The 21,909-nt window shown below is 63.5% G+C and carries 21 protein-coding genes; 6 read left to right on the forward strand and 15 right to left on the reverse strand.

The window, feature by feature from the left end; all coding sequences use genetic code 11:
- Positions 1-9: 9 nt before the first annotated feature.
- From GOB94_RS02300 to GOB94_RS02310, 3 genes are all read left to right on the forward strand, one after another.
- Positions 10-411 (forward strand): hypothetical protein, encoded by a 402-nt coding sequence (locus GOB94_RS02300; protein ID WP_182277324.1) that lies wholly within the window; start codon positions 10-12, stop codon positions 409-411.
- Positions 412-511: 100 nt separating this feature from the next.
- Entirely contained in the window at positions 512-1,192 is a 681-nt protein-coding gene (locus GOB94_RS02305) for an outer membrane beta-barrel protein (RefSeq protein ID WP_182277325.1), read from the forward strand.
- A gap of 173 nt (positions 1,193-1,365) precedes the next feature.
- Positions 1,366-2,031, forward strand: a complete 666-nt coding sequence (locus tag GOB94_RS02310) for an SPOR domain-containing protein (RefSeq protein ID WP_182277326.1) — start codon at positions 1,366-1,368, stop codon at positions 2,029-2,031.
- On the opposite strand, the gene GOB94_RS02315 is transcribed toward GOB94_RS02310, so the two are convergent.
- A complete protein-coding gene (locus GOB94_RS02315; protein WP_255484169.1) occupies positions 2,032-2,766 on the reverse strand; it encodes a lysophospholipid acyltransferase family protein in 735 nt (244 codons plus the stop codon). It lies immediately after the preceding gene.
- A gap of 49 nt (positions 2,767-2,815) precedes the next feature.
- On the opposite strand from GOB94_RS02315, the gene GOB94_RS02320 reads away from it, so the two are divergent.
- Positions 2,816-3,418 carry a GNAT family N-acetyltransferase gene (locus GOB94_RS02320; RefSeq protein WP_182277327.1) on the forward strand — a complete coding sequence of 201 codons (603 nt, stop codon included), beginning with the start codon at positions 2,816-2,818 and terminating at the stop codon, positions 3,416-3,418.
- Positions 3,419-3,425: 7 nt separating this feature from the next.
- On the opposite strand, the gene mpl is transcribed toward GOB94_RS02320, so the two are convergent.
- The 10 genes from mpl to GOB94_RS02370 form a co-directional block, all read right to left on the reverse strand.
- Entirely contained in the window at positions 3,426-4,799 is a 1,374-nt protein-coding gene (gene mpl / locus GOB94_RS02325; RefSeq protein WP_255484373.1) for a UDP-N-acetylmuramate:L-alanyl-gamma-D-glutamyl-meso-diaminopimelate ligase, read from the reverse strand.
- Between the two features lie 38 nt (positions 4,800-4,837).
- Positions 4,838-5,755: an LD-carboxypeptidase gene (locus GOB94_RS02330; RefSeq protein ID WP_182277329.1), complete on the reverse strand. Its 918-nt coding sequence runs from the start codon at positions 5,753-5,755 to the stop codon at positions 4,838-4,840.
- A 5-nt stretch (positions 5,756-5,760) separates the two neighbouring features.
- Entirely contained in the window at positions 5,761-6,567 is an 807-nt protein-coding gene (gene dapF, locus GOB94_RS02335) for a diaminopimelate epimerase (protein ID WP_346265639.1), read from the reverse strand.
- Positions 6,568-6,575: 8 nt separating this feature from the next.
- Positions 6,576-7,346 carry an MgtC/SapB family protein gene (locus GOB94_RS02340; protein WP_182277331.1) on the reverse strand — a complete coding sequence of 257 codons (771 nt, stop codon included), beginning with the start codon at positions 7,344-7,346 and terminating at the stop codon, positions 6,576-6,578.
- A 133-nt stretch (positions 7,347-7,479) separates the two neighbouring features.
- Complete coding sequence (locus tag GOB94_RS02345; RefSeq protein ID WP_182277332.1) at positions 7,480-7,989, reverse strand: ferritin-like domain-containing protein; 510 nt, start codon at positions 7,987-7,989, stop codon at positions 7,480-7,482.
- 222 nt (positions 7,990-8,211) lie between these two features.
- The gene (locus GOB94_RS02350) at positions 8,212-9,936 is read right to left on the reverse strand and encodes a hypothetical protein (RefSeq protein WP_182277333.1); all 1,725 of its coding nucleotides are present in this window, start codon (positions 9,934-9,936) and stop codon (positions 8,212-8,214) included.
- Between the two features lie 48 nt (positions 9,937-9,984).
- The gene (locus GOB94_RS02355; protein WP_182277334.1) at positions 9,985-10,941 is read right to left on the reverse strand and encodes a PfkB family carbohydrate kinase; all 957 of its coding nucleotides are present in this window, start codon (positions 10,939-10,941) and stop codon (positions 9,985-9,987) included.
- Between the two features lie 42 nt (positions 10,942-10,983).
- Positions 10,984-11,847 (reverse strand): S-methyl-5'-thioadenosine phosphorylase, encoded by an 864-nt coding sequence (gene mtnP, locus GOB94_RS02360; RefSeq protein ID WP_182277335.1) that lies wholly within the window; start codon positions 11,845-11,847, stop codon positions 10,984-10,986.
- Between the two features lie 78 nt (positions 11,848-11,925).
- On the reverse strand, positions 11,926-13,512 hold the full coding sequence (locus GOB94_RS02365; protein ID WP_182277336.1) for a UbiD family decarboxylase: 1,587 nt from the start codon (positions 13,510-13,512) through the stop codon (positions 11,926-11,928).
- Between the two features lie 51 nt (positions 13,513-13,563).
- On the reverse strand, positions 13,564-14,793 hold the full coding sequence (locus GOB94_RS02370; protein WP_255484170.1) for a hypothetical protein: 1,230 nt from the start codon (positions 14,791-14,793) through the stop codon (positions 13,564-13,566).
- A gap of 197 nt (positions 14,794-14,990) precedes the next feature.
- On the opposite strand from GOB94_RS02370, the gene GOB94_RS02375 reads away from it, so the two are divergent.
- Positions 14,991-15,713 carry an energy transducer TonB gene (locus GOB94_RS02375; protein ID WP_182277337.1) on the forward strand — a complete coding sequence of 241 codons (723 nt, stop codon included), beginning with the start codon at positions 14,991-14,993 and terminating at the stop codon, positions 15,711-15,713.
- A gap of 27 nt (positions 15,714-15,740) precedes the next feature.
- Here the strand turns inward: GOB94_RS02375 and GOB94_RS02380 are convergent, their stop codons facing one another.
- From GOB94_RS02380 to GOB94_RS02390, 3 genes are all read right to left on the reverse strand, one after another.
- The gene (locus GOB94_RS02380) at positions 15,741-16,733 is read right to left on the reverse strand and encodes a VTT domain-containing protein (RefSeq protein ID WP_182277338.1); all 993 of its coding nucleotides are present in this window, start codon (positions 16,731-16,733) and stop codon (positions 15,741-15,743) included.
- Between the two features lie 185 nt (positions 16,734-16,918).
- Positions 16,919-18,139: an HlyD family secretion protein gene (locus GOB94_RS02385; protein ID WP_182277339.1), complete on the reverse strand. Its 1,221-nt coding sequence runs from the start codon at positions 18,137-18,139 to the stop codon at positions 16,919-16,921.
- 2 nt (positions 18,140-18,141) lie between these two features.
- Positions 18,142-19,650 carry a TolC family protein gene (locus GOB94_RS02390; RefSeq protein ID WP_255484171.1) on the reverse strand — a complete coding sequence of 503 codons (1,509 nt, stop codon included), beginning with the start codon at positions 19,648-19,650 and terminating at the stop codon, positions 18,142-18,144.
- Between the two features lie 300 nt (positions 19,651-19,950).
- Between GOB94_RS02390 and GOB94_RS02395 the strand changes: the two genes are divergently transcribed.
- Entirely contained in the window at positions 19,951-21,078 is a 1,128-nt protein-coding gene (locus tag GOB94_RS02395; protein WP_255484172.1) for a Gfo/Idh/MocA family oxidoreductase, read from the forward strand.
- Positions 21,079-21,159: 81 nt separating this feature from the next.
- Here GOB94_RS02395 and GOB94_RS02400 read toward each other — a convergent pair whose 3' ends face one another.
- Positions 21,160-21,906, reverse strand: a complete 747-nt coding sequence (locus GOB94_RS02400; protein WP_182277342.1) for a YoaK family protein — start codon at positions 21,904-21,906, stop codon at positions 21,160-21,162.
- Positions 21,907-21,909 lie beyond the last annotated feature (3 nt).

A 21,909-nucleotide genomic window follows, 5' to 3' on the forward strand; every position in this document is an offset into this window, starting at 1 on the left:
GTGAACGTCGTGCTTCCTTTGCCCACCGATGCCGCTGTTCTGCTGCTGACTGCCGGCGTGGCGCTGGTTTATTTCGAGCTGAACCGCCCGGGGGCGATCGTGCCGGGAGCGCTGGGGTTGCTGGCCGGGCTGCTGGGGCTGGCGTCCCTGGCCCACCATGGGGTGCGGACGGAGGGAATTTTGCTGCTTATGGGGGCTGCGGCAGTGCTGGCAGCGGACCTGGTGCGTCCAACCCCCATACTGTTCGCCATCGCCGCAACGGCCGCCCTGTGCGTGGGGCTGCGGGAGCTGCCGGCGGGCAGTCCGGCTGGCTGGCCGGTCGTCCTCGGCTGCGGTCTGCCGATAGGGGCAGGCACCGCGGTTCTTACCCGGCTGGCGCGGCGCGCCCGCATCAACAAGAGGACGGTTTAGACTATGGAGAGACTGATGTGCATGGTCTCTATGAAAGATGCTGCCAAGGCGGCCTCTTGGAAATGACTGCAGCGCCTATTGCGCCCGGAGCCTCCCAGACTTGATCCGCAAAGCCACGACACTTTATGCCGCCCTCCTGTTCGCCTGCACCGCAACCACCGCAGTGGCTCTGGCCCAAACCGATGCCGGTGTCCCCGAGACGCCACTCCAGAAGCAGATAGAGCGGCTCGACCTCGGCATAACCGCCGTGGGTATGTACAACACGACCGTAAGCGGCCCAGTGGTCTCGCCGGTCGCCAACCAGGGCAATGGCCCTGTGACCCAGTATGGGTCGAACACGGTGGGCGTGCTTGCGACGATACGTTATATCGCGAAGCCGTACTTCGGGCTCGAGTTCAACTATGGGCAGGCCCGCTATACAGAGCACTACTCTGTGGCACCATTCGAGATCCAGACGAAGGTGCAAGAGTACACATTCGGCTACATCGCCACGCCGCCGCACCCGATCTTCGGACTGCAGCCGTATCTGGGCGCCGGAGCGGGGACGACCGCGTTCCACCCGACCGCCGGTGGCGGCGAAGGCGCTCCTGAGCAGGCCCGCGCGACGTACTACTACACGCTCGGCGTGCAGAAGTACCTCGACGATACCCAGCACTTCGGCTTCCGCGCAGGCTTCCGCCAGGCGTTCTACCTGGACCCCGACTTCGGCCAGAACTACCTGACGATCCTCAAGCACTCCAGCAGTTACGAGCCGCAGATAGGCTTCTACCTGCACTACTAACCGCCCGGCTGCGATGCGATGGAAGGAAGTCTCCGTCGCATTGCGGGGCATGGATGGAGATGGTTCGGGGCGCGGAAAAGCGCTGCCCACCAGCCTCCGCCGCTGCTACACTTTCGCCATGACGGGCCTGAGCCCTTGGAACTGCTGTTGACTCCACTTGCTGTTGAAGGACCATGAGCTACCTCCGCGACCAGAACGACTACCGCGACGACACGCTGGCCAACAAAGAGCACGAGCTGACGCTGAGCTCGGCTGCGATCTTTGGCATCTTCTTCGGCCAGGTTGTGCTGTGCGGCATCTTCTTCGGGTTCGGCTACTCGATGGGCGGACACCGCTCCACCGGCCCGGCGCCGGAGGAGACGACCGCTTCGGCAACATCGTCCAGCGCGGACTTCAGCGGCTTCAAGCCGGCGGCCGGACAGCCCGCGGGCGCGCACACGGACATCCCCGTCGCCGCGCCGTCCACCAGTGCTTCGGCAGAGACGCCTGCTTCTGCGCCGACGTCCGCGGCTGCGGTCCCCACGCCGGAGCCCGTACACATTACGCCTGCAACGGCACCCGCCAGCAGGCCCGTTGCCGCCCCTGTTGCTCGAGTGACACCCGCGGCCGCTCCACTCCCACAAGGGCTATGGGTGCAGGTCGCCGCGATCTCTGCGACGCACCCTGAGGACGCAACGCTGCTGCAGAACGCGTTGCGTACCAAGGGCTATAACGTGAGCCAGCATCCCGGCCCGGACAACTTCATCCACCTGCTGCTGGGCCCGTTCAATGACAGGCCGTCGGCTGAAGCGATGAAGCAACGGCTCGCCGGCGACGGCTATACCGCCTACATCAAGTAACTAACTGGCTGATACGGAACTGACAGGCTCGGCCAACGCGCGCTCCATCGCGGAGCGTACTGCGTCCATCAGCTCTTCTTTGCTGGCGTAATCCGCCGGGTGAATCGGCGGCAGGAACCGCACCACAGCCTCACCAATGCCGGCCTTCGGATAGACCTTCAGGCTGCCCTTGCGCATCATTGCGGCGGTGCCGTAGATCACGATTGGCACCATCGGCGCACCAGTCTCGGCAGCGAGAAAGAACGCGCCTTTCTTGAACGGCAGCAGGTTGCCGTCGGGCGAGCGCGTGCCCTCCGGAAAGATGGTGATGTGCAGGCCGCTATGCAGCGCGTCGGCTGCGGCTTCCACGCTCTTCTGCGCCTCTTCGCGCGAGTGTCCGCGCGATACCGGCACAAACTTACCCATCCGCATCGCCGTGCCCAGCAGCGGGATCTTCATCAGCGACTTCTTCAGGAAGACACTCGTCATGCCCGGAATCACCGGCAACAGCACAGGTGGGTCGAGGTTGGAGACATGGTTGCTGAGGAAGATGCATGACTCGCCCGGCGGGATGTTCTCTGTGCCGGTGACGCGCACGCGAATGCCGCCGAAGCGCACACCCAGCCGGATGACGCCCATACCCCAGCGATACATGGTGCGGAAGTTGCCGCGCAGTGCGGACCATGGAATCCCTACCAGCGCCGCCGGAGCGCCCAGCAGCACAAACACGAACAACATCCGAAGCGCGGCAAACATGTTCCTTCAGAATACCCTGTCTGGCTGCGGCGATGTTTACAATCTGTGCATGACGACGGAACTCAAACAGGCACAGGCGGCAACGCAGTTCGCGCTGCGCCCCGCGACGTTCGACGATGTGCCTGCTATCCTCGCGCTCGTCGAAGCCTCCGTGCGCGGCCTGCAGGCGAACGACTACTCGCCCACGCAGATTGATGCCTCCATCGGCAGCGCATTCGGTGTCGACCGCCAGCTTATCGCCGACCAGACGTACTTCGTCGCCACACCTGTCGACGACCCGGCAACACTCATCGCGTGCGGCGGGTGGAGTTATCGCAGCACACTATGCGGCAGCGATGCCATGTCGGAAACGGTCTGCGGTACGCCGCGCAGCGCCAGCACGCTCAACCCTGCAACCGACTATGCGAAGATTCGAGCGATCTTCGTGCACCCAGCATGGGCGCGCCGCGGGTTGGGCTCGCTCGTGCTTAAGCATTGCGAAGAGGCCGCACAGGCCGCGGGCTACACACGTTTTGAGATGGGCTCAACGCTCACCGGGCTGCATCTCTACTCGCTGAAGGGATACGTTGAATGCTCACGATCAAGCGTGCCACTGCCGAACGGCGAGACGCTTGAGATCGTGCTGATGCAGAAGTCGCTGCCTTTGCAGTAGCTGATGGCTAAGAGCCAGCCAGAGCCTTCGGCAGCTTGGTGTAGATATCGCCGAAGCCGCCGTTGGAGAGGATTGCGACCACATCGCCACTGCGCATGCGCGGCGCAGCGTTCGCAATGATCGCATCCGCATCGGCGCACAACACCGCGGGCACTCCGCGCGCCTGCAAACCGTCCACCACATGCTCAGGATCGAGCCGCTCTGCCGGCGGTATCGCCTCGCTCTTGAAGACTGCCGCGAGCGCAACCTCATCGGCAAGCGCGAGCGACTCCACCAACTCATGCTCAAAGATGCTGCGTCGCAGCGTATTCGAGCGCGGCTCCAGCACCGCCCATAGCCTGCGCCCCGGATAGGCACCCCGCAGCGCGCGCAGCGTCTCGCGGATGGCCGTGGGATGGTGCGCAAAGTCATCGATCACGGTGATGCCCGCAACCTCGGCACGCACTTCGAGCCGTCGCTTCACGCTGCGGAAGCTCGCCAGTGCTTCTACAATCGCTTCAACAGGAATGCCCTGCCCTGCCGCCAGTGCCGCGGCGGCGGTCGCGTTCAACGCGTTGTGCTCTCCGGCCATGGGCAGCGCGAACCGCGCGAACTCTCTGCCCTCGCGCAACAGCGTCCAGCGCATCGTCGCTCCATGCTGCAGATCGACGACGCGCCACATTGAGCTCACTGCAAAGCCATAGCGCTCAACCGCACAGAAGGCCTTCGCACAACACTCGGTTACGTTCTCGCTGCCATCAAACGCAACCAAACGCCCACGCCGCGGGATGAGATTGACCATGCGCTTGAAAGCTGTCTTCACGGCATTCAAGTCCACATAGATGTCAGCGTGGTCGAACTCGACATGCGTCAAGATCGCCGCGTCAGGAAAGTAATGCAGAAACTTCGGGCCTTTATCGAAGAATGCTGTGTCGTACTCATCGCCTTCGAGAATGAAAGGCCGTGTGCCCGGCTCAACATGGAAGCTGGTGCCAAAGTTCTCCGCCACGCCGCCGATGAGGAACGACGGCTTCCACTTCGCATCGCGCTTCGCCGCAGTCTCGTAGATCCACGCGAGCATGCTGGTCGTGGTGGTCTTGCCGTGCGTACCACAGACCACCAGGCGCTCGCGGCCGGTGAGGAACTCCTCATGAATGAGCGCCGCCATGCTCGTCATCGGAATGCGCTCATCGAGCACGCGCTCCAACTCCGGGTTGCCGCGTGAGATCGCGTTGCCGACGACAACGAGGTCTGGCCGCTCGTCCAGGTTGTGTTCGCTGTACGGCTCCATAATGGTGATGCCCATTGCGCGCAGCTGATCGCTCATCGGCGGATAGGCCGCTGTGTCCGAGCCCGTGACGCGGTGCCCCTGTGTACGCAGCATCCCCGCCAATGACGCCATCGCCGTGCCGCAGATCCCGATCAGATGTACATGCTTGCTCACTCGCTCAACTCCGTTCCCTTCAACTTCACCCACGCACCGAGCGGCAGCGAGCGGTTGGCGCGCGCCACGTGTCCGCTCTGCAGCCCGATCGCGATGGGTCCTTCAAACTCGCGCAACGCATGGAGACAGGCAGACTCAACCAGCGGCACATCCTTCTCCTCGACGCTCGCACTCATATCGCCGAGCACCACGGCGCGCACGTTGCGCAGCATCCCCGCAAAACGCAGGTGCTGCAGCATTCTGTCCCACTGGTAGGGCTTGGTGCCGATGTCTTCGAGAAAGAGCACGCAGGGCTCCTCGATCTTCAACGCCCACGGTGTGCCCAGCGCTTCGCACAGAATCGAAAGACAACCGCCGAGCAAACGCCCTTCGGCGCTTCCTTCGCGTAGCACACGCAGTCCATCCGTAGTGCCAACGCTCCATGCGTCTTCGCCTTCGAGCGCCATGCGCCAGGTGCGCTCATCGACGCCATCCTGCTTCGACCAGTCCGCCGCAACCATCGGCGCATAGTACGTCGGCAGTGCACACTCGTTCCACAGCCATGCGTGCAGAGACGTGTGATCGCTGTAGCCGACGAACGTTTTTGAGTGCGCGCGCACAAGCTTCGCATCCAACAGAGGCAGCAGTTCCGCCGAGCCCCAGCCGCCGCGTGTGCAGAGGATGCCGTCGATCGACGTATCCGCAAACGCCGCGTGCAGATCGGCAACGCGCTCCTGAGCCGTGCCCGCATAGTACAGCGGCCCGCGCGAGAGCGTATGCGGCATCACCACAGGCTCATACCCGAACGCGCGCAGATGCTCGACACCGGCAGCCACCGCCTCAGATTTCGCGGCGCTGGCCGGCGACACGACCGCGACGCGGCTGCCGCGCTTCAATCTCGGACGTGGCCTCTGCCGGCCTTGCGCTGATGGCACGAACACTACTCCCCAAACTCCGCTTCACCTGTGCAGACAATCTCTGCCGGTCCGGTGAGCATCATCTCCGCGTCGTTCGCGGGCCAGGTCACATACTGCGAGCCGCCCTGCGCAACCGCTGTCAGCTCGCGTGCGACGTTCTTCAGCACCATCGACGCCGCGCTCGAAGCGCAGGTGCCAGTGCCGCTCGAAGTGGTCGGCCCGCAGCCGCGCTCGTAGATGCGGAATGCAATCTCATTGGCTTTGTGCACCCGCACAAACTCGACATTGGTGCCGAACTTGAAAAGCGGGTCGACGCTGATCTTTGCGCCGAGTTCCTGCCAGCTCATTCCGTGGCTTCTGAACTCATCGTTATCGACGAAGATGACGTAGTGCGGGTTGCCGACGTTGACCATCGCGCCTTCAATCACGCCGGTAACGCCGTCGATCTCGATGCTGCGCGGCATCACGCGCGGCACACCCATGCCGCTCTCAATCCACCACTGGGCGCCGTTGCGCTCCACCACCCGGCAAGTGCGCAAACCGCCGTGCGTGCCCAGGGTGACGCTCTCGCGGCCTTCGCTCGCAGCCAGCCATGCGGCGACGCAGCGTGTGCCGTTGCCACTCAACTCCGCCTCGCTGCCATCGGCGTTGAACAGGCGCAGAAACAGGCTACCGTCTGCGCGACGGTCGAGGAACTCGATGCCGTCTGCGCCGATGCCGGTGTTGCGCGCGCAGAGCTTGCGCGCCATCGCCGCGTGGCGACCTCGCGCCACCGTCTCCTCGATCACCAGAAAATCGTTGCCACATGCATGCGCCTTCACAAACTTCACACTGCCCACTACTCTTCCTCCGCATCTTTGAACGCGACAACCTGGTCCGTCGCATCGCTTGCTCGCAACTCTGCCAGCAGGCGGTTGTGCGTCTTCATCGTCGCCATCACAGTAAACGCCACGCGCTCGATGCCCGCCACGTTGTCGCGCTCCAGCACGCTCAGCCGCTGACCGGCGGAGTCCAGCGCATGCAGAATCGCGCGCTGCATCCGGTGCAGCGCAGCAGCCACATCCTCCGCCATTGCCTCGGCGCGGTCCTGGTCGACCACCTTCATCGGCAGCACGGGGCCAACGTTCGCGCGCACCTCATAGATCATCGGGTAGCGCTTCCACGCCAGCTTCATCTCAAACAGACCCACCAGCTGCAGCGCGATGAGCACCAGCGCTGTAGCCGCCAGCGACACAAGGTACAACCCGGCCCCACACGTCATCCCGATAGCCGCAACCACAAACACCGTCGCTGCGCTGGTTAGGCCAAAGACCCGCACCTTCGAGTGCAGGATGAGCCCGGCGCCGAGAAAGCCGACACCCTGCACGATGTTGGCAGCAACCTGTCCCTTGTTGGGCGTCGAGTCGCCGGCGAGGACCTCGCTCATAATCGTAAATAGCGCCGCGCCCATGCAGATAAGCATGTTCGTGCGCAGGCCGGAGTCCTTCTGACGCCACTCGCGCTCGATGCCGACCGCACCGCCCATGGCGCACGACATCAACAGCCGCTTCACCGAACTGCCGGAAAGCAGCACGTCTGTCGCCATCTGAATATGCGCTTGGTCCGCCATCGAGCCAGAATACTACTCTCCAGCGCCAATTCCTTCCTCAGCCCAATGCGCGTAACCCGTCTTGGTTCCACATGCCGCGACGCCCGCCCCCCAAACCTGCGGGACGGGCGTCGCTCCAGAGCCGTTCAAAGCGTTAGGCGACCGGCGCGGCCACACTCAGCCGCTCCGCCAGTTCGGTAAGCACGGCATCGGCGTTCTCCTCCTCCTGCAGCGTCTTGTCGAGGATGGCCGCGTGCTCGCTCTCGCCCAGCAGCTCCGCCCAAGTGCGCAGCGTGCCGTAGACCGCGATCTCGTGGTGCTCGACCTGGTTGCCCGCGGCGATCAGCACAACGTCGCGGATCTCCTCATTGGCGGCATCCTTGACCTGCGACTCGGCCTCGCCGATGAGCGCCGCCGTGACCTTGCACTTGGCCTCAGTCGCTTCGCCTTCGGTGGCATCCAGAATCGCCTGCAGTCGCATCACGTGCTGCTTGGTCTCTTCCAGGTGTCGCGAGAAGGCCGTCTTCAACTGCGGGTTAGTGGCTTTCTCGATCATTGCAGGCAGGCCCTTTTCGGCGATCTGGCGCTCGCTGTTCAGTGCGTGCTCCATGGTTGTCAGATACAGCTCACGCAGGCTGTTTACATCGGCAGAAAAGATTCCCATTGTCCATCTCCTATAAGTGCAAATTGGGTTCGCTGCATGCGCCGTGCGCTGTCCGAATCGGGACATAACGCCGCGGACTCGCACCTGCGAGTTCTTCGTGGCTATTCGATTGTCAACGTGCAGTTTCAGCCGGTAGCGAAGGCCCAGCCGCGTTCCCCGTTCACGTCCACTTGCTCTGATGCCCAGTCTTCGAGCGGCGTGGCCTCGCCTGTTTGTGCAGAATTACTTCGCGGTCGCTGGGCCGCTCTTCCACACTTCGCTCTCGTAGATGCGCGCGCACGGTTGGCCGGTTGTGCAGACAACCTCCAGCTCTTTCAGCCCGTCGGGGTGCGCCGCGACGGCCTTCGCCACGGGATCTCCGGCGATAGCAATCACATACGCAGCATGGTGTGCCGGATCAGCGAGCGCAGCCTCAAATGCCTGCTCATCGTTCTCGCTGACCATGCTGTTCAGCGTGCGTCCGGCCACCTGCACCGCTCCCACATGCGCGGAGAGCGCCATCATCACAGGCTGGTCCGCGGGCATCTGCTCCAGCGAGAACGCCAGCGAGCGCTCCAGCGCCACGCGTGTCGTGGAGTTGACCTTCCCCTCCTTCAACACCAGCGGCGTGAAGTACATCATGCCCAGGCAGTTAGCCACACACAGCAGCGCAGCCAGCGGCTGCCAGAACCGCGCCCCGATGCGCGCCCAGCCTTCGGTCTTGCCACGCAGCCACACATCCAGCCGCTCGGCCGCGAGCGCCGCATAGACCGCCAGCGCAGGCAGCATCTCCATGCCATAACGCGCGTTGTAGTACGAATGCGGCCAAAGCTGCGGAATGAAGATCGGCACCGAGCCATAAGCCACCGAGTACACATAGAACGGCAGTGGCACCCACAGCAGCAGCGCGTACCACCACGAAGCGTTCGGCTGCTCCGCACGCGGCCCCCATGACACCTTGCGCGTCAACTGCAGCCACAGGCCATAGAGTGCCGCGGCCAGTACGCCGAAGCCCGTCTCCCACACCGAGGCGTCCACCTGCGACGTGCGCGTGTAGAAGAGCAGCGCCCAGCCCGGATTGTGCCAGCCGCGATAGTGCTGACCCGGCGGCGCGGTGCGATGCTCGATCTGCTTCGCCGAGTACGGCCCGCGTATGAAGTCCAGCCAGTCATGCTCAAAGTGTGCGTTGTACCAGAACCACAGCAGCGGCCCCGCTGCGCACAACACGGTGAAGATCGTGAAAGCTATGCGCACTTCGTTGCGAAGCTTCGCCTCGCTCTTCCACCACGTCAACGCAAAGCAGCACCACACCGCTGCACCGACGATCCAGCCGTCGTAACGCGTGAACGCCATGCCCAGCACCAGCAGCCCGGCCAGCACCATACGGCCCTTGGCAGCCGCTGCGCGCGACTCCTGCAACGCGGCGATGCCTTCCATCGTCACCACCACGACCCACACAAACAGCGCGAGGTACAACGCCTCGGTCATCGCCGTCGTGGCCAGGTAGAGCAGGTTCGCGTTCAGCGCATAGAACAACGTCGCCACAAACGCCCAGCGCACACGCATCATGCGCCGCGTGAGCCGCCACATGCCGGCAACGCTGATCGCAAAGCTGATCGTGGACATCGGCGCAGCGGCCAACCCTGTCTGCCATAGCTGCATGCTGTGGATGAACGGCAGCATCAGCACATGCGGCAGCGGCAGCCACACGCCACCGAGTTGCGCGAGCCCCGGATAATGCGAGTCGATGATGCGCCGCGCGATGGCCAGGTGCGCGACGGCGTCACCATAGAGCAGCAGGTATCCCTTCGCATAGCAGATGAGCAGCGCGCCGAACGCCAGCATCACGCCCGCGGCAAACGCAGGATACGTCTCGCCGCGCTGCACTGGACGCACAGCCTCAGGATCGCCCGGTGCCACCGCCGTCAGTTGACGCGTCGGCCCTCGGCCCAGCTCTGACCTCTTCATCGCTCTCCCCTTGTCTGCTGGCATCTATGCGTCTACCTATGCGTAAAACTAGAGGTGCGAGATCCGTTTCAACTCGGCGAACCGCGCGTCGATCTCCTCGCGCGTTGTGCGTTGCAGCCGCTCCGTGCCGAACGCCTCCACCGCCAACGAGCCCATCACGCTGCCGTAGAACATCGCCGTCCGGTAGACCTCTGGCGTCAGCTTGCCGCCGTTCTGCGCGCCCTGCGAGGCGATGTAGCCGTAGAAGCCACCTGCGAATGAATCGCCCGCGCCCGTTGGGTCAACGACATCCTCAACCGGTGTCGCCGGCGCGCGGAAGATCGTGCGCTCGGCAGGCTCGCAGAGGTCCATCTTCGCCAGCATCTCCTCGGAGAAGAAGCCCGCCACGCCATGCTCGGCATACTTCACCACCAGCGACTTCGGCCCCATGGCGAGCACCTTCTTCGCGCCGCGCACCCAGTTCGTCTCGTCGCTCAGCATCAGCACTTCCTTGCCGTTGATGACGAGCACATCCAGCTCCTTCATCACGCGCTCAAGGTTTTCCCGGTGCGCGGAGATCCAATAGTTCATTGTGTCGCCCGCAATCAGCTTCGCGTTTGGCATCGCCTGGCGCACACGCAGCTGCAACACGGGGTCGATGTTCGCAAGGAAGAGATGCTCGCTGTCAAGGTAGCTCTCCGGGATCTTCGGCTCGAAGTCTGCGAAGACGTTCAGGTACGTCGCGAGCGTCTCCGCCTCGGCGAGGTCCTTTATGTAGCTGCCCGTCCAGTGGAAGCTCTTGCCGTGCACGTGCTCAATGCCGGTCGTGTCAACGCCCTTTGAGGTCAGCACAGCCTCATGCTCGGGCAGAAAGTCCTCACCTACCACACCAACCACACGCACCTTCGTAAAGAAGCTGGCCGCCAGCGCGAAGTGCGTCGCCGCACCACCCAGCACGCGGTCACGCTTGCCACTCGGCGTCTCCAACGAATCGAACGCCACCGAACCTACTACCAATATCGACATGAATACCTTATCCTCAATCTTCGCTCAGGTTGCGCAGCTGCCCTACCAGTACTTCCCATAGAGCAATTCGAGCTTCTTGCGCGTTGCATCGGGGATCATCGTCTTGTCGGTCATCGTCGCAAACTTCGCGGCGGTCTGCGCGGGGCTGGCGCTAAGGTCTGTGGGCATCAGGCGAACCGCGGCCTTCACCACCTTCTGCGCGTTGCCGCTGTTCTGGTGCATCACCGCGATCACCTGCTCGATGGTTACGGCATCATGGCCCTCGAACCAGCAGTCGTAGTCGGTCACCATCGCGAGCGTGGCATAGCTCAGTTCGGCTTCACGCGCGAGCTTGGCCTCCTGCAGGTTGGTCATGCCGATCACGTCCGCGCCCCAGCTGCGATACAGCCGCGACTCCGCCTTGGTTGAAAACTGCGGACCCTCCATGCAGATGTACGTGCCGCCCAGCTTGCCCACGACGCCCACCTCCGCGCACGCATCCGCAAACGCCTTGCTCACGATCGGACATACCGGGTCGCCAAACGCCACATGCCCGACGACACCGTTGCCAAAGAACGTGGCACTGCGGTCGAACGTGCGGTCGATGAACTGGTCAGGGATCACGAAGTCGGTTGGCTTGTGTTCTTCCTTCAGACTGCCCACCGCGCTCACGCTCAGGATGCTCTTCACGCCGAGCGCCTTCATCGCATAGATGTTTGCCTTAAAGTTCAACTCGCTGGGCAGGATGCGATGGCCCTTTCCGTGCCGAGCCAGGAATGCCACATCGCGGCCCTCCAGCTTGCCCAGCAAAAACACCTCGCTGGGATCGCCAAACGGCGTCTCCACTTTTTCTTCATGCACCTCGGTCAGGCCATCCATGTTGTACAGCCCGCTACCGCCGATAATCCCGATCTCTGCCTTCGCCAAACCTGTCTCCTGTCGTCCTTACACAGGTATCCGCGCGCTTATGGCTGCGCAGACACGCATCTTCAAGTATATCGTCAGCTACTCGATTCCCAGTTTCTTCCAGATGGCATCGGCCTTCGCCTTCACGTCCTTCGGCATGGTCATCATCGTGGGCCACTGGCGCGTGAAGCCCTCGGCCGCCCATTTGCGCGTCGCATCAATGCCCATCTTGGAGCCGTAGTTCGGCAGGCGGCTCGCGTGGTCCAGCGTGTCCACCGGGCCCATCGTGAACTGGATGTCGCGCTCCGGATCAATGTTGTTGCCGGCGCGCAGCATCACCTCGCCCACATCCTGCACATCGCAGTCCTCATCCACCACCACGATGCACTTGGTGAACATCGCCTGCCCCAGTCCCCAGATCGCATGCATCACCTTGCGCGCCTGTCCCGCATAGCTCTTGCGGATGCTCACCAGCATCAGGTTGTGCGCCACTCCTTCCGCCGGCAGGTTGATGTCGACGATCTCCGGAATCGTCAGTTTCATCAGCGGCAGAAATATCCGCTCCACCGCCTTGATCATCCATGTATCTTCCATCGGCGGCTTGCCGACGACGGTCGCCGCATAGATGGGATCTTTACGGTGCGTGATGCAGGTGAGGTGCAGCACCGGGTACTCGTCCTGCATGGTGTAGAAGCCGGTGTGGTCGCCGAACGGCCCTTCCGTGCGCAGTTCGCCGAGCTCGACATAGCCTTCGAGCACGATCTCCGCGTGCGCCGGGACTTCGAGATCCACAGTCTCGCACTTCACCAGCTCCACGGCCTTCTGCCGCAGGAAACCCGCGATGAGATACTCCTCCACCTCAGGCGGCGCGGGAACAATCGCGCTGAACGTCGTCGCCGGATCGGTGCCGATGACCACGGCGACCTCCATCCGTTCGCCGCGGATCTTCGTCACCACATGCTGCGGCATGGTGTGCTGGCCTGCCGCTGCCGTGCCACCCGCGGTGACGGCCATCATCTCGACCTGGCCTGCGGCGTCTTCCGCCACAGCCCTCATGCGGTCGCGCGCGTGCTCTGCTGCGACCTTCTGCCGCTGCCAGTGCATGCCTGCCGTCTTGCCGTCATACACCTGCATCCGGTACATGCCTACATTGCGCTTGCCGGTGCTTGGATTCTGCGTGATCACACACGGCAACGTGATAAACCTGCCGCCATCTTCAGGCCACGTCTTCAGCACCGGGAACTTCAGCACATCGACGTCCTCACCGCGCAGGACCACCTCTTTGCAAGGCGCATTCTTCGCGCTGATGGTCTTCGGAAAATAGCCGCCCACCTCAGCGAGCATCGGCAGCATCTTCAGCTTATCCAACATGCCGCTCGGCGCCACAGGATGAATCAGCGTCTCAATGCGTCCGGCGATCTCGTCGAGCGAGTCCACCTCCAGCGCCATCTGCATACGCTTCGTGCTGCCGAACTGGTTCATCAGCACGCGTGCGCCGGGATAACCCGCAACGTTCTCAAACAGCAGCGCCGGGCCACCAGCCTTCGCTGTCCCCTTGCCGCTTTTCGAGGCACGATCGGCGATCTCCGCCATCTCCAATATTGGCGAGACCTCGGCCGTCACCCGCTTCAACTCGCCGGCCTTGTCCAGCACCTTCAACCACTCACGCAGGCTTTCGTATGCCACTTCACTTGCCTCGTCTTTCGTCGTACATCTTCCAGAACGGCTTGTCTTTGACTACATCTTCCAGAAGATCTTTTTATGCCACAGCCACCAGTTCGGCAGGAAGCACACCACCACAAACGCAATGGCAAACGCCAGCGACGTCAGCTTGTCCGAGTGGTGCGGCGCGAACAGGTGGAAGTACACCCACGCCCACACCGTCGATCTGCCTATATGGAAGTACAGCGCCGACTTCACCAGCACCACCGAGGTCGTATACGCCGCAATCGCATTCGACCCGAAGACGAACCACGGCCACGTCGCCGCATTCAACCAACGTGGCCACGGCTTCCGCCGCTCGTCCACCAGCGAGGACAGCAGCGCCAGCAGCACCACCGCCCAGCCCGCCATTACCAGCACGTAGCTTGATGTCCACAGGTTCTTATTGATCGGGAACCACACCGACCACAGCTCGCCCAGCAGCACAGCCGCAGCACCTGCAGCCGCCATCCACACATTCGCGGTCGCGGTCGAGATCTCGGAGCGGTCATGCCGCGTGGCCCTCAGCCACATGCCAGTCAGCGCACCCAGCAGCGTTGTAGCCACGGCGGGCAGCGTGCTCAACACGCCCTCAGGGTCGCTGTTCTTTCGATATAGCGCCCCGGTATGCAGCCAGTGCTGCGTCCAGCCCACGACACCGCGGTCGACCCACGCAGCCAGGTTCTGCCACTCACCCATAAACGGAATATCGCGCCCCGGCATGCCGAGCCCTGGCACTGGCACCCAGCGCAACAGCACCCAGTAACCCACCAGCAGTACGGCAACAATGCCCCCGACGACCCATGCCTGCCGCCGCATCTGCATCGTCGCCACCAGCACCAGCCCGGCCAGCAGAGAGACGATCGCGATGCGCGGAATCACGCCGAAGAAGCGCAGCGTGGTCCAGTGCATCCGCGGAAAGTAGTCCAGCACAAAGGCCAGCAGCAGCAGCTTTCCGGTGCGTACGAACAGGTGTCCGGCCAGCGACTTGCGGCAGTTGCCCCGCGCCGCACGAGCCGAGAGGCTGTACACCATGGCCGCGCCCACCAGGAACAAGAACGTCGGGAAGACCATGTCCGTGATCGTCCAGCCGTTCCACTCCGCGTGGTCCAGCGGGCGGAAGACCCGGGCCCAGTCGCCGGGGTCGTTCACCAAAATCATCAGCGCGATCGTCAATCCGCGCAGCAGGTCGATCGACAGCACCCGCCTAGGCGCGGTCGTCGTCTTCACGGGCAATGGGGCGGTCGCTGTCAGGGTCGCAGACATTCTCTCCATCATCTCCTTAACGTGAGGTCCAGCGCCATCGCTCGTCTCTTTCTCTTCGATGCAGGCAACGTGGCCGGAGCACACCCGCAGGAACATCACAACCCGCCCCGGTGTCTAACCCGGCATACGCATTCCTCGCCTGGGTGCGCGCGTCGAAGCACGACTTCGCCCGCCATTTCGCTCATCGAGGTGCCACTATGTTCGTCGAATCGCTCGTAGAATCAACGCCGCTGCTCCGCACCCGCAATCGTATGCCTGCGCTGGCCTCCATCGGCATCCAGGCCTGCCTCGTCGCCGCGCTTTTGGCCATTCCCGTGCTGCATCCGGAGCTGCTGCCCACCGGCCCCATCAAGCTCTCCACGCTGGCTCCGCCGCCCACCCAGGCACCGCCCGCACCACCGGTCGAGCGCCTGCACGTCACCGCCGTCGTTAGCTCTGCACAATCTGCTCCTGCGGCACCTTCGCAAGCCATTGCAGCGGCCCGCAATCTCATTCACTCGGATGGCCCCGGCGTTGACGCCCCGCTGCTTCTCATCGCCGCAGGTGCCGGGCCTATGAACCCAGCGCTTCCCTTCTCAACTACCGGCCCGGCGACGCCGAACGTCGTCGTCCGCCCCGCCGCACCCGCGGGTCCACTGCACATCTCAACCGGAGTTACTGAAGGCCTTCTACTTGCTCCCATCAAGCCAATCTATCCGGAGATCGCGCGGCTTACCCGCACCTCCGGCACAGTGGTCATCGAAGCCATCATCTCGAAGTCCGGCACAATCCAGAGCGCCCACGCCGTCAGCGGCCCGGCGATGCTGCAGTCCGCAGCGGTCGATGCCGTTCGCACCGCGCGCTATCACCCCTACCTGCTCAACGGCCAGCCCACCGAGGTCGAAACCACCATCACCGTCAACTTCCGCATGAACCCGTAACCGCGCACACGCCGATCACGCGGCAGCTTACCGCAGCGTGATCGGCGTCAGCACAGGCTCCTGCACCACGCTCTCCACCACGTCCAGCGGATACCCCGCATCCTTCCACCCTTGCAAGCCCCCGCGCAGAGGACGCACCCGCTGCACACCCAATCGCCGCAGATCCAACGCGACCTTCATGCTGGTCTCTTCGCTCGGGCACGTGCAGTACAGCACAATATCGCGGTCGCTTGGGATCAGCTCGCGGCGCTGCCTCAACTCGTCCGGTCCAATACGCAGCGCGCCGGGCAACACCAGCGGGTCAGACAGCACATCCAGCGGGTGACGCAGGTCCACGATGAACGGCCGGTCCTTGCCCTCTTCGTTGGCCTCTTCGATCAGCGCCATCAGCGCCTGCGGCTCCAGCCGCAACCCCCGCAGCTGTCTCCGGAACTGCCGCCGCTTCCATAGTCTATGGATCAGCAGTCCCAACACCCCGGCCAGCACCAGCGGCCCGGCAAGGTGCTCCAATAGCCCGAAGAAGTCTTGACTGCGCTTGGCGACATCGCCAAAAAACCGGCCAGCAAACAGCCACGCCGCGGCCCATATCAGCGAGCCCAGCATGTCATACGCCACAAACACCGGGTACGCGATCCCAGCCTGCCCGGCGATCGGAGCGGCCACCGTGCTCAGCCCCGGCACGAACTTCGCAAACAGCAGCGTAAACGCGCCACGCTTCATCATCGTGCCCTGCGTCTTCGCCACGCAGGTGGTCGACTCCAGCGAGAACCGGCACAGCAGGTTCAGAATCTTCCTCCCAAACCGCTTGCCCATGTAGTACCAGACCGAATCCGCAATCAGGCACGCCAACAGGATCACCGGCAGCACATACGCGATGTGCAGCCGATGCGCGGCGCTCATCGTTCCCGCAGCAAGCATCACCGGAAGGCTCGGAATCGGCATCCCGCCCTGTTCGGCCAGCACCCAGGTGAACAGGATCGTGTAGGCGTGATGTTCAAACAGCCGCATGAGCGAAAACATGGCTGGTCCTCTCCAAAACCAAAACCCACCGTGTACACATACGATGTTCGCACTAAACTTCGGTTGCGGAAACCTTCGCCAATTTGCCGCCTTTTGCCGCCCCGGCCGGCAGTATTTTATCTTCTCCGTCACAAAGCAAAAGGGCGAGGCCATCTGGCCCCGCCCTTTGTTACCTTTAGCCGTTCCTACTGTTTCACGCGGACCGTCGGCTCAACGCTCATGCCGATGCGGAGAGCTTCATCCTTGTTTTCGTCCTGCAGGTCCGTGAAGTCGATGCGGACGGGGATACGCTGCACCACCTTCACATAGTTGCCGGTCGCGTTCTCCGGCGGGAACAGGCTCAACGACGAGCCGGTCGCGCCACCGATCTGCGTGACCTTGCCGGTGAACTTGCGGCCACCCAGAGCATCCACCTCAATCTTGACCGTCTGGCCGGGCTTCATCTCCGCCAGCTGCGTCTCCTTGAAGTTCGCCGTCACCCACAGGTCGGTCAGCGGAACGATCGTCACCAGCGACTGGCCGACGCTCAGGTTCTCGCCCACCACCACACTCTTCTTGCTGACGATGCCGTCCTCCGGCGCCACGATCTTCGTGTAGCCGAGGTTCAGCTTCGCCTGGTCAACGCGGGCCTGCGCCTGGGCGATGGACGCCTTCGCGGCAGCCGCCTGCGCCTCCTGCACCGCAACCTGCTTCGGCGCATTGGTTCGCGACTGCGCCGACTGCGCCACCGACGACGCCAGCTTCGACTTCGCCGCGTTTACCGCGTCGCGCGACGCCTTCGCACTGCGCTGCGCTTCATCCAGGGCGGCCTTGTCCGCGTCATTCACAGCCACCGCCTGGTCGAACTGCTGCTTCGAGATGACGTCCTTGGCCACCAGCGGCGTATAACGGTCCACATCGAGCTGGGCCTTCTGGGCGTTCGCCCTGGCCTGCGCGATACGCGCATCTGCCGCCGCTACCTGTGCTTCAGCCTGCGAGACCTGCGCCTCGGAGCTGGACACGTCCGAACCGCTGGTCGACACCTGCGTCCGCACGTTCACGCTCGTGATCGGCACACCTGCGCTCGCCTGCTCATACTGCGCCTGCGCCGTCGCCAGGTCAGCCTCCGCCTGGTCCAGCGCAACCTGGTAGTCGGTGGGGTCCATCTGCGCGATCACATCGCCCTTATGAACCAGCTGCTGCTCTTCCACATTGACCTGGATCACCTGCCCGGCCACGCGCGAGCTCACCTGATACAGGTTGCCATCGATCTGCGCATCGTCGGTGTCTTCGGTGAACGTCGAACGCCAGTAGAAGAACAGCGCGACTAGCGCGATCACCACAATGATTCCGATCACGATCGGTCTGCGGCTCTTCTTCGGCTCCACGGCCTCGTTCTGCGGCACTTGCTCATTCGTATCGGCCACGCTTACTTCCCTCCCAGATAATCTTTGTAGTTCGTCGACGCCACACCCAGCGCCCGCGCCAGAGAAAGCTTGGCCACGTTGTGCTGGTACAGCGCTGCAATGTATTGGTCTTCAGCCTGGCGGTCGGTCGCCAGCGCCTGCGAGACGGGCAGCTGGTCCGCCACGCCCGCCTTGAAACGTTCCTGCGCCTCGTTCAGCGCCTCGCGAGCCAGCTCCACGTTGCTCTTCGCCACATCCACCAGCTTCGCCGCCGTCTGGATGTCGAGGATCGCGTCGCGCACATCCTGGTTCACCTGCTGCACCTGGTCGCTCTGCTTGGCCTGCGCCTGCACAAGCTGAGCCTTGGCAACCTCGTTGTTGCCTCTGGTTTTCACCACCTGGAAGATCGGCGCGTCGATCTCGCCTTCGGCCGTGTACGTCCCATGCGAGTGGTTCGGCGTCTCACCCAGGTCGCCGAAGTTGCCAGTCACCTTGGCTGTCGGCAACTGGTCGTCGAAGGCGGCTTTCTTCTGCGCCTCGGCGGCCTTGGTGTTCTCCACCGCTGCGGCAAGGTCCTTGCGCTGTTTCAGCGCCTGCTGCAGCGCCGCATTCGGGTCCGGAGCATCCAGCGCCTGGAACGGCTCGGTGTCCGTCACCTCAAACTTCTGGTCCAGCGGCAGGCCAATCGCCCGCGCCAGCGCCAGCTTGTCCTTCTCCAGCGAGTTCTGCGCCGAGATCAGCGTCTGCTGCTCACTCTGGTAGTCCACCTGCGCGCGCAGCACGTCGAGCCTTGGGCTCGTGCCCGCCTCGTGCGCGTCGGTGGCCTGGTCCAGCGACACCTTCGAGCTTGCCAGCTCCGCCTCGACCGCCGCAATGCGCGACTTGTCCGCCACGCACACCAGGTACTGGTTGCCGACCGTCAGCACCACCAGGTCACGCGCGTCCTGCGCACTCAGCTTGGCCGACTCGAAGTTGTGCTTCGCCGCCATATATTTCTGGAACGACTCCAGGTTCACAAGGTCATCGGTCAGGTACGCCCGGAAGTCGATTACCTGGAACGGCCCGATGATCGGGTTGATCCCCGGAAACTTCAGGCCATAGGCCGCCAGATCCACCTGCTCTACCGTGTACGAGGCTGAGCCGGTCACCTTCGGCAGCAGGTCCTGCAACGCCACCAGCCGCTGCCCGCCCTGTCCGCGCGCGTTCGCGCTCGTCAGCACCAGCCCGAGGTTCGTCCGCAGCCCGCGTTGCATCGCCTCATCCAGGCTCAACGGCAGCACGCCGTCTGTCGCCTTGCCCTCGGTGAGCGAACCTTTGAAGTTCTGGTCCACGTTCGACGGGTTCGCTGTACTGTTCGGACTCACCGGGGGTCCCGGCTGTGACAGTTGTTGCTGCGCCTGCACCGCCACCGGCAGTTCATCGGTGCCGCTGCTAGGCGGTCCCGAGGTTCCGGGCAACTGCGCCAACAGCCCACCCGACAGCGCCAAAAGCGCCGCCAGCGTTACCATGCTGCGGACCGTAGCAGTCGCCACTCTGCGAGCCTCTCTCTTGATTGGTTCCATAGGTTCCATGCTAATTGCTTTGGGCAAAACCCCTCTTTCGCTTCTTGGAGGTTCAAGCGTATTCGTATCTGTGTATTACAGATGCTTACTTCCCGCTCAGGTATGCAAAACTTGCTGCGGAAAAACGTCATTTCACCGGATATCTATCATTTCCGGAGGATTCCGCCGTCTCCGCACCGCGGAATGCCGGCCCCGGTATGACCCACGGCGGATACCTTCGTCCGCTTCCGGCCCTCCGTCATCGCGCCAAATCGTCGTAGGATGGTCTGCATGAGTCCCTCCCCGATTCGCACCGCCGTTCTGGGCTATGGTCTAGCCGGACGTGTCTTCCACTGCCCCTTCGTCTCCGCCGTCCCCGGCCTGGAGCTCTCCGCCATCGCACTGCGCTCCCCGGAGTCCGCCGCAAAGACCGCCGAAGCCGTCCGCTCCATCTATCCCAACACTCGCATCCTCAGCTCCATCGACGAGGCCATCAACTCCCCCGACATCGACCTCATCGTCGTCGGCACACCCAACGACTCCCACGTCGAGTACGGCCGCGCCGCGCTCAAAGCCGGCAAGCACGTCGTCATCGACAAGCCGCTCGCGCCCACCTCGGCCGAGTGTACCGAGCTCATCGACCTCGCCGCCCGCCACGGCACCGTCCTCGCACCCTTCCACAACCGCCGCTTCGACTCCGACTTCCTCACCGTCAAAAAGCTCATCCACGAAGGCGTCTTCGGCCGCGTGAATCAAGTCCTTTCGCACTACGACCGTTTCCGCCCTATCCAGCGCCCCAATAGCTGGAAGGAGGCCCCCGGCCTGGCCAGCGGCCTGCTCTACGACCTCGGCCCTCATCTTATAGACCAGGCACTCGCCCTCTTCGGCGCGCCCACGCACATCACCGCCAGCGTCCGCTTCGACCGCGACAAGACCGACATCGACGATGCCTTCGACATTACCTTCGATTTCACCATCGACGGTCACAACCTGCGCTACGGCTGCCACTCCACCATGCTCGCCGCCGAGCCCTCGCCGCGCTTTCTGGTCCACGGCACCCACGCCAGCTACACCAAGTTCGGCCTCGATCCGCAGGAGGCCGCTCTGCTCGGCGGTGCCCGCCCGCCAGTTCTCGACACCGCCAGCCACAGCACCGAAACCTCCTGGATCACCGAGCCCGAGTCCATGTGGGGTGTGCTCACCACCGCTACCCAGCGCATCGAGCCCGTCAAGTTCGAGCGCGCTGACTACCCCACCGTCCCCGGAGACTACCGCCAGTTCTACCTCAGCGTTCGCGATGCCATCCACGGCAACTCCGCGCTCGCTGTCCCGGCCTCCGCCGGCTACCGCACCATGCGCCTCATCGAACTCGCCCTGCAGTCCAGCGCCGAGCGCCGCACCCTGCCCGTCGAGTTCTAACCTGCCTGCTCACAACAGCGGCACGGCCCTCAGCCGTGCCGCTTTGTCTTGCCCTCAAATGTCTTGCCCTCAAAACCTTTGTCAGCCCTGCATATGGCAGTCATCGGTTCGGCGCAGGTCGTCCAGCACCGGCATCGCCGCCAGCACCAGCAGCACAGCAGCCAGTGGCAGGGTGAACAGGAACCCGACGTGCTTGAATCCCAGCGCCCCGATCACTCCACCCACGAAGAACAACGCAATCAGCGACGTCAACAGCCGCAAACCGCCCCACTCCGGCTCCAGCGGCACATCCTGTCCGCCCAACCGTGCGGCCACGATCCTGCCCATCGCGATACCGGAATCCGTCACCATGCCGGTCAGATGCGTCGTCCGGATCACCGAGTCCGATATCTTCGTCAGGATGGCGTTCTGCAGCCCCATCGTGAAGCACAGCAGCAGCACCGTTCCGAAGACGCGGCCGCCGTTGAACTCGCTACCCGTCACGCCAAACACCACCAGCAGCGCCGCCTCCAGCACCAGCGCCAGCGCATACTCACTCTCCATCCCTCGCGACCGCGCCCAGCGCACCAGGAGTGTCGTCAGCACCGCTCCCAGCAGAAACGAGAACACCGCTCCCACCCCATGCAGCACAAGAGTGACGCTGCCGAGCGCGAGGTTGTCCGCCATCGCCGCCACCACGCCGGACATATGCGACGTGTACTGGCGCACGGCCAGAAATCCGCCCGCATTTGCCGCCCCTGCGACAAACGCAAGATAGCGCGCCAGATGCCGGTTCGCGGTATCTGTGCGCTTGCTCCCCGTCAACCGGCGTAGATAAAGCAGAGGCATAGC

This window comes from Granulicella sp. 5B5 (genome assembly GCF_014083945.1).
In the GTDB taxonomy this organism is placed as follows: Bacteria; Acidobacteriota; Terriglobia; order Terriglobales; family Acidobacteriaceae; genus Granulicella.

Bases quoted from the DNA above. Each gene is read 5' to 3' on its own strand.
- GOB94_RS02310 (WP_182277326.1), top strand. From the start codon at position 1,366: ATGAGCTACCTCCGCGACCAGAACGACTACCGCGACGACACGCTGGCC.
- GOB94_RS02350 (WP_182277333.1), bottom strand. From the start codon at position 9,936: ATGAAGAGGTCAGAGCTGGGCCGAGGGCCGACGCGTCAACTGACGGCG.
- GOB94_RS02345 (WP_182277332.1), bottom strand. From the start codon at position 7,989: ATGGGAATCTTTTCTGCCGATGTAAACAGCCTGCGTGAGCTGTATCTG.
- mpl (WP_255484373.1), bottom strand. From the start codon at position 4,799: ATGGCGTCATTGGCGGGGATGCTGCGTACACAGGGGCACCGCGTCACG.
- GOB94_RS02355 (WP_182277334.1), bottom strand. From the start codon at position 10,941: ATGTCGATATTGGTAGTAGGTTCGGTGGCGTTCGATTCGTTGGAGACG.
- GOB94_RS02340 (WP_182277331.1), bottom strand. From the start codon at position 7,346: ATGGCGGACCAAGCGCATATTCAGATGGCGACAGACGTGCTGCTTTCC.
- GOB94_RS02380 (WP_182277338.1), bottom strand. From the start codon at position 16,733: ATGTTTTCGCTCATGCGGCTGTTTGAACATCACGCCTACACGATCCTG.
- GOB94_RS02400 (WP_182277342.1), bottom strand. From the start codon at position 21,906: ATGCCTCTGCTTTATCTACGCCGGTTGACGGGGAGCAAGCGCACAGAT.
- GOB94_RS02370 (WP_255484170.1), bottom strand. From the start codon at position 14,793: ATGTCTGCGACCCTGACAGCGACCGCCCCATTGCCCGTGAAGACGACG.
- GOB94_RS02375 (WP_182277337.1), top strand. From the start codon at position 14,991: ATGTTCGTCGAATCGCTCGTAGAATCAACGCCGCTGCTCCGCACCCGC.
- GOB94_RS02315 (WP_255484169.1), bottom strand. From the start codon at position 2,766: ATGTTTGCCGCGCTTCGGATGTTGTTCGTGTTTGTGCTGCTGGGCGCT.
- GOB94_RS02320 (WP_182277327.1), top strand. From the start codon at position 2,816: ATGACGACGGAACTCAAACAGGCACAGGCGGCAACGCAGTTCGCGCTG.
- GOB94_RS02395 (WP_255484172.1), top strand. From the start codon at position 19,951: ATGAGTCCCTCCCCGATTCGCACCGCCGTTCTGGGCTATGGTCTAGCC.